Source organism: Streptomyces sp. NPDC002690 (genome assembly GCF_053592415.1).
The window spans coordinates 1-6,449 of record NZ_JBSFVR010000406.1; the positions used below are offsets into that span (position 1 = coordinate 1).

General features: G+C 70.1%; 5 protein-coding genes. All 5 read right to left on the reverse strand.

Annotated elements, in window-relative coordinates:
• Positions 1–21: 21 nt before the first annotated feature.
• The 5 genes from ACWD3D_RS31830 to ACWD3D_RS31850 all read right to left on the reverse strand — a co-directional run bounded on the left by ACWD3D_RS31830 (position 22) and on the right by ACWD3D_RS31850 (position 6,032).
• Positions 22–1,050, reverse strand: a complete 1,029-nt coding sequence (locus ACWD3D_RS31830; RefSeq protein ID WP_451464209.1) for a LacI family DNA-binding transcriptional regulator — start codon at positions 1,048–1,050, stop codon at positions 22–24.
• Between the two features lie 41 nt (positions 1,051–1,091).
• Positions 1,092–2,162: an ABC transporter permease gene (locus ACWD3D_RS31835; protein WP_451464210.1), complete on the reverse strand. Its 1,071-nt coding sequence runs from the start codon at positions 2,160–2,162 to the stop codon at positions 1,092–1,094.
• Complete coding sequence (locus ACWD3D_RS31840) at positions 2,159–3,133, reverse strand: ABC transporter permease (RefSeq protein WP_451464211.1); 975 nt, start codon at positions 3,131–3,133, stop codon at positions 2,159–2,161. The genes ACWD3D_RS31835 and ACWD3D_RS31840 overlap by 4 nt, the downstream gene beginning before the upstream one ends.
• On the reverse strand, positions 3,130–4,779 hold the full coding sequence (locus tag ACWD3D_RS31845; protein ID WP_451464212.1) for a sugar ABC transporter ATP-binding protein: 1,650 nt from the start codon (positions 4,777–4,779) through the stop codon (positions 3,130–3,132). The genes ACWD3D_RS31840 and ACWD3D_RS31845 overlap by 4 nt, the downstream gene beginning before the upstream one ends.
• 161 nt (positions 4,780–4,940) lie before the next feature.
• Complete coding sequence (locus ACWD3D_RS31850; protein ID WP_266712981.1) at positions 4,941–6,032, reverse strand: ABC transporter substrate-binding protein; 1,092 nt, start codon at positions 6,030–6,032, stop codon at positions 4,941–4,943.
• Positions 6,033–6,449 lie beyond the last annotated feature (417 nt).

Sequence of the window (6,449 nt, forward strand, 5' to 3'; positions counted from 1 at the left end):
GCCGGCCGGGCGCCCCGTGTATCAGGCGGCCGGGCCGGGCGGTCCGGGGACCGTCGACTCGCGGACGACGAGCCGGTAGCCGGGGCGCGGGCGCCGGGGTTCGCTCACCGGTGCGCCCCCGAGGCGTTCGACGAGGCTGTCCACCGCGAGTCGGGCGATGGCCTCCTTGTCGGGGGCGATGGTGGTGAGAGTGGTGGTGCCGTAGCGGCTTTCCTCGATGTCGTCGAAGCCGACGAAGGCGATGTCGTCCGGGACGGACAGCCCGCGCGCGGTGACGGTGCGCATGGCCCCGATCGCGATCAGGTCGTTGTAGGCGAAGACCGCGTCGGGCCGCTCGCCACGGTCGAGGAGCGACGCCATCGCGATGGCCCCGTCCTCACGCCCGAATCCGTCCGTGACCACGACCAGGGCCTCGTCCGGTTCGATACCGGCGGCCGTGAGCTCCTCGCGCCAGCCGCGCAACCGGAGGTGCGCGGGCTGGCGTTCGCGGCCGGTGCGGGATCCGAGGAAGGCGATCCTGCTGCGTCCGTGGTCGAGGAGGTGGCGTACCGCCGTGCGGGCGGCTGCGACGTTGTCGATGGCGATGTGGTCGTACGGCGCTTCGTACTCCCGCTCCCCCAGCAGGACCAGGGGGGCGGTCTCCTCGCGTGCCATCAGGTCCTCGGTCTCCAGATGGATCGGGCTCATGATGAGCCCGTCGATCACATGTGACCTGAACCCCTGGCTGACCAGCAGTTCCTTCTCGCGGAGCCCTGCCGTGTGGTCGACCAGCACGGTGTAGTCGTGCCGGGCGGCGGCGTCGACGACGGCTCCGGCCAGTTCGGCGAAGTACGGGTTGCCGAACTCGGGGACCGCCAGCGCGATGATGCCCGTACGGCCCTTGCGCAGGTGGCGGGCGGTGAGGTTCGGCCGGTAGCCGAGCTCGTCGATCGCCTGCTGCACTTTGGCCCGCATCTTCGGGGTGACGTGCTGATAGTTGTTGACCACGTTGGACACGGTCTTGATCGACACGCCCGCCCGCTGCGCGACGTCCTTGAGGCTGACGCCCACGGCACTCCTTCACTCGGTTCGGCTATGAGAAACGGCTCCGCTCACGTGGTTCTGCGGTTGCGCGACAGATAGCGCTGCGCCACCACGACAACGATAAGGAAGCCGCCGCTGACCACCGACTGGTAGGAGGAGTTGAGGGTACCGATCTGGTTGATCAGATTCTGGATGACGGCGAGCAGCAGCACGCCCCAGAGGGTTCCGCTGATCGATCCGGCGCCGCCGACCAGCAGCGTTCCGCCGATGACGACGGCGGAGATCGCGTCGAGCTCCATGCCCACGCCGACGATGGTGACGCCGGAGGTGAGCCGTGCCGCGCTCAGCGCGCCGGCGAGGCCGGCGAGCAGACCGCTCAGTGTGTAGACGAGGATCTTCGTCCGGGCGACGGGGAGACCCATCAGGGTCGCGGCGTCGCTGCTGCCGCCCACGGCGAAGATCGACTGTCCGAACGAGGTGCGCTGGAGAACGAGTCCGCCGATTCCGAAGAGCACGAGGGCGATCAGGAGCGGGTACCCGAAGCCCCAGACCGCGCCCTGTCCCAGCTCGGCGAAGGCCGAATCCTTCGGTACGAGGTAGGTGGTGCCGCCCTCGTCGGTGAGGGAGAGCAGCAGACCGCGGGCGCCGAGCAGGGTGGCGAGGGTGACGATGAAGGGGGCCATCCCTGCACGGGCGATGAGGAACCCGTTGAGCAGGCCGATCGCGGAGCAGACCACGAGCGGTACGAGCAGCGCGGGCAGGAATCCGTACTGCGAGGCCCAGGCGGCGAGGACGCCGCCCAGGGCGAAGACGGAGCCGACCGAGAGGTCGATGCCGCCGGTGATGATGACCATGGTCATGCCGAGGGCGACCACGGCGAGGAAGGACGCCTGCACGGTGACACCGCGGGCGTTGTCCAGGCTGTGGAACGCCGGGTACTTGATGGAGGCGCCGACGATCACCAGGACCAGCACGGCGAGGACGCCCTGGCGCTGGAGGATGTCGAGGAAGCGCTGTCCCGTGGTGGGGCCGGCGGAGCCGGCACCCGCCTGGTGACGGGGCTCGGGCGCCTTGGCCGGAGCGGGGGTCGCTTGCGGGGCCGTGGTCCGGGCCACCGGGGCGGAGGAGGTTTCGTTCATCGGGACCGGCGCTCCCGGGCGACGTAGACGGCGGCGATGATGATGGCAGCCTGGGCGATCTGGGCGGTGGAGTCGGGCAGGTCGTGCTTGACGAGGGTGGCGCGCAGGAGCTGCATCAGCAGGGCTCCGGCGACGGTGCCGAGCACGCGGACGGAACCGCCGGTGAGCGGGGTTCCGCCGACCACGACGGCGGTGATGGCGGAGAGCTCCATCAGGGTGCCGAGCGAGGACGGGTCACTGGCGGTGAGCCTGGCCGTGGCGAGCACGCCGGCCAGCGCGGCCAGCACGCCGCAGAGCACGTAGACGCCGATGAGGACGCGCTTGACGGGAAGTCCGGCAAGTTTGGCGGCGGCGCGGTTGCCGCCGACGGCGACGACCTGGCGGCCGAAGGTGGTGCGCCCGATCAGGAAGGCCACGGCGACGGCGAGGACGCCGGCGATGAGCACGACCAGCGGAATACCGAGGAAGGAGTCGGTGCCGAGCGCGAGCAGGTCGGGGTTTTCGATCTGCTTGAGCTGGCCGTCCGCCATCACCAGGGCGAGGCCGCGGCCGCCCACGAAGAGCGCGAGGGTGGCGACGATGGGCTGGAGCCCGACGAGCGAGACGAGCGATCCGTTGATCGCGCCGACGACCGCGCCGGCGAGCAGGGCGATACCGAGCGCCGGTACCAGCCCGTACCCGAGGTAGAGCGGGAGGAGGGCGGCGGCCACCGCCATGGTGGAGCCGACCGAGAGGTCGACGCCCTCGGTACCGATGACCAGGGCCATGCCCAGGGCGACGATGACGATCGGGGCGACCTGGACGAGCTGCGTGCGCAGGTTGTCGGTCGTCAGGAAGTGGTCGGTGAACAGCGCGTTGAAGAGCAGCAGCACCGCGACGGCCGCGTAGACGCCGTACTCCTGCCACCACGCGGGGGTGCGCAGCCGGGCCAGCGGGTTCGCTGCGGGCGGGGCCAGGGTGGCCTGGGTCATCGGGGTTCCTCCTGTGCGACCGGGGTCTTCTCCGGCGTGGCCGGCGCGTTCGTGGGCGACGCGTCCGGGACGTGGTCGGCGAGCACTTCGAGCAGCCGGCTCTCGGCCACCTCGTCGCCGGCGAGCTCGCCCGCCACGGCTCCGCCACGCAGGACGACGATGCGGTCGGCGCCCTCGATGAGCTCCTCGATGTCGGAGGAGATGAGCAGCACCGCCAGGCCTTCGCCCGCGAGTTCGTCGATGAGGCTCTGGACCTCCGCCTTGGCGCCGACGTCGATGCCCCGGGTGGGCTCGTCGAGCAGCAGGACCTTGGGCTCCAGGCAGAGCCAGCGGGCGATCAGCACCTTCTGCTGGTTGCCGCCGGAGAGTTCGCCGACCTTCTGCTCGGGGCTGGAGCACTTGATGCGCAGGCGCTTCATGAAGATCTCGACGACGCGGTCCTGCTTGGCGCGGGAGACGACTCCGGCCCGGGAGAGGCGGGGCATCGCGGCGAGCACGATGTTCTCGCGCACCGACAGACCGGGGATGATGCCCTCGGCCTTGCGGTCCTCGGGCAGGAGGCTGATGCCGGCCTTGATGGCGGCGGCCGGGGTGAGCCGGCCGAGCCTCTTGCCGTCGACGGTGATGTTCCCCGCGTCGACGTGCAGCGCGCCGGAGAGGGCCTTCGCCGTCTCGCTGCGGCCGGAGCCGAGGAGGCCACCGAGCCCGAGAACCTCTCCGCCGTACAGCTCCAGGGAGATGTCGTGGAGATGGTGGCGGCTGGAGACGCCGGACGCGGTGAGGACCGGCGTACGGGTGGTGTCGTGGCCGCCCTCGGTGAAGTTGGTGAGGCCCGACCGCTTGACCTCGGCCATGTCACGGCCGAGCATCATCGACACGAGCTGCATCCGGTTGAGGTCGGCGAGGTCGCCGGTGTGGATGTGGCGACCGTCGCGCAGCACGGTGACCCGGTCGCAGATGCGGTAGAGCTCGTCCATGCGGTGGCTGACGTAGAGGACGGCGATGCCGCGCTCACGGAGGTCGGCGATGACCCGGAAGAGCGTCTCGACCTCGCGGGGCTCCAGCGAGGAGGTGGGCTCGTCCATGATGACGACCTGGGCGTTGACCGAGACGGCACGCGCGAGCGCGACCATCTGCTGGGTGCCGATGCCGAGGGTGTTCAGCGGGCGCTTGGGGTCGACGCGGACGCCGAAGCCGTCGAGCAGCTCGGTCGTCTCGCGGTGCATCCGGCCGAAGTCGATCATCCCGACGCGGTTCTTGGGCTCGCGTCCGAGGAAGATGTTCCGCGCCACGCTCATCAGCGGGACGAGGTTGACCTCCTGGTAGATGGTGGAGATGCCGGCCTGCTGGGCCTCGAAGGGCCGGGCGAAGCGGACGGCTCCGCCGTTCATCCGGAGTTCGCCGCCGTCGGGCCGGTAGACCCCTGTGAGCACCTTGATGAGGGTGGACTTGCCGGCACCGTTCTCACCGACCAGGGCGTGGGTCTCCCCCGCCCTCAGGGAGAACGACACGTCGTCCAGGGCGACGACGCCGGGGAACCGCTTGCTGACGCCGCGGGCTTCGAGGACCGTACCGGCTTCCCGGGCGGGGCCCGGAGCGGATGCGACGGGCTCGGGCGGCTGGGTTACTGCTTCGGGTGGTGCCATGAATCCTGGCCTTCCAAGTTCCAAGGTGCCGAAAGGGCGGGCACGGGGGTGGATGGTCCCCCGTACCGGTTGGCGACGGAGGGAACTCCCGGCCGCCGTGGCACGGTTCGCGCCACGGCGGTCGCGGGAGAGCCTCAGGTGATGTCCGGCGGGACGACGGATCAGTACGCGCCGCCGACCGACGCCTTGGCGTTGGTCTCGTCGTACGCGCGGTCCGAGATGATGACGTTCTCGGGGATCTCCTCGCCGCCGTAGAACTTCTGGGCGGTCTGGAACGCCAGCGGGCCGAAGCGCGGGTTGGACTCGATCACGGCGTTGTACTCACCGTTGACGACGGCCTGGACGGCGTTGCGGGTGCCGTCGACCGACACGATCTTGACGTCCTTGCCCGGCTTCTTGCCGGCGGCCTTGAGCGCGGTGACGGCGCCGAGGCCCATCTCGTCGTTCTCGGCGTAGACGGCGGTGATCTCGGGCTTCGACTGGATCAGCTGCTCCATGACCTGCTGGCCCTTGTCACGGGCGAACTCGCCGGTCTGCTGGGCCACGATCTCCAGTCCCGGGGCCTTCGCCGCGAGCTGGTCCACGAAACCCTTGGTGCGGTCGGTGGTGACGCCGTTGCCGGAGGTGCCGAGGAGGATGGCGACCTTGCCCTTGCCACCGGTCGTCTTGATCATCGCGTCGGCGGCGCGCTTGCCCTGCTCCACGAAGTCCGAGCCGAGGAAGGCCACGTAGTCCTTGCAGGCGCCGGCGTTGAGCTTGCGGTCGATGGTGAGGACCGGGACCTTCTTCGCCGCGGCGGCCTTCAGCGCGGGCTCCAGGCCGTCCGAGTTGAGCGGGGCGACGATGAGGAACTGCGCGCCCTGGGACAGCATGTCCTGGATGTCGCTGATCTGCTTCGACAGCTGCGACTGGGCGTTGGTGGTGAGCAGCTTCTTCACGCCGACCTTGGCCGCCTCGTCCTTGATGGACTGGGTCTCGGCGATACGGAACGGGTTGGCTTCCTTCTCCGACTGGGAGAAGCCGACGATCGCGTTCTTGAGATCGAGCTTGGGCGCCCCGTAGGTCTGGAGGGAGCAGCCGGAGCCGGAGGTGCTGTCGGGGGCCGTGGTGGCTGCCTGGGCGGCCTGCCCCGTGTCGGAGGAGGCGGAGGTGTCGTTGGTCTCCGACTTCGAGCAGCCGGCCGCGGTGAGCATGGCGGTGGCGGCGAGCACGCAGGCCGCGGCGAGGGTACGGGATCGGCGCTGGATCATCATGCGCGGGACGCTCCTTGGGCGGGATGACGGCACGCGGAACCACGTGCGGTCTGGTTGTTTCTGATGAAGCATCAGCGCATGGGCGGCTGATGCCGGTTGCCTGTCCTCGACTTCGTCCGTGGGTACGGAGGGGGGTCGGGAGGGGCGGCGCGGCCTGTCGGCGGCTCGGTTTACAACGTTATATATGCGGCTTCGACGCGACGGCAAGAGCACGACGGATGCGTTTCCAAAATGTGTCGTGGGGCGGGGGACGGGGCCTTTGCCCGGCTCGCGCACGCCCGCTCGCCGCCGCCGCGTACGGGCGCGCGACAGCACCGCTGCCGCCCGAGAGGGGTCAACACCGGTGTTGTGCGGTTAGGTTCATGACCGGCGGGGGCGGCCCGCACGAAAGCGGCCCGCCCCACCGGGAGGGTGTCC

What these genes read in the sequence shown, in the direction of transcription:
- ACWD3D_RS31835 (WP_451464210.1), bottom strand. Translation starts at nt 2,162, where the DNA reads ATGAACGAAACCTCCTCCGCCCCGGTGGCCCGGACCACGGCCCCGCAA.
- ACWD3D_RS31840 (WP_451464211.1), bottom strand. Translation starts at nt 3,133, where the DNA reads ATGACCCAGGCCACCCTGGCCCCGCCCGCAGCGAACCCGCTGGCCCGG.
- ACWD3D_RS31850 (WP_266712981.1), bottom strand. Translation starts at nt 6,032, where the DNA reads ATGATGATCCAGCGCCGATCCCGTACCCTCGCCGCGGCCTGCGTGCTC.
- ACWD3D_RS31845 (WP_451464212.1), bottom strand. Translation starts at nt 4,779, where the DNA reads ATGGCACCACCCGAAGCAGTAACCCAGCCGCCCGAGCCCGTCGCATCC.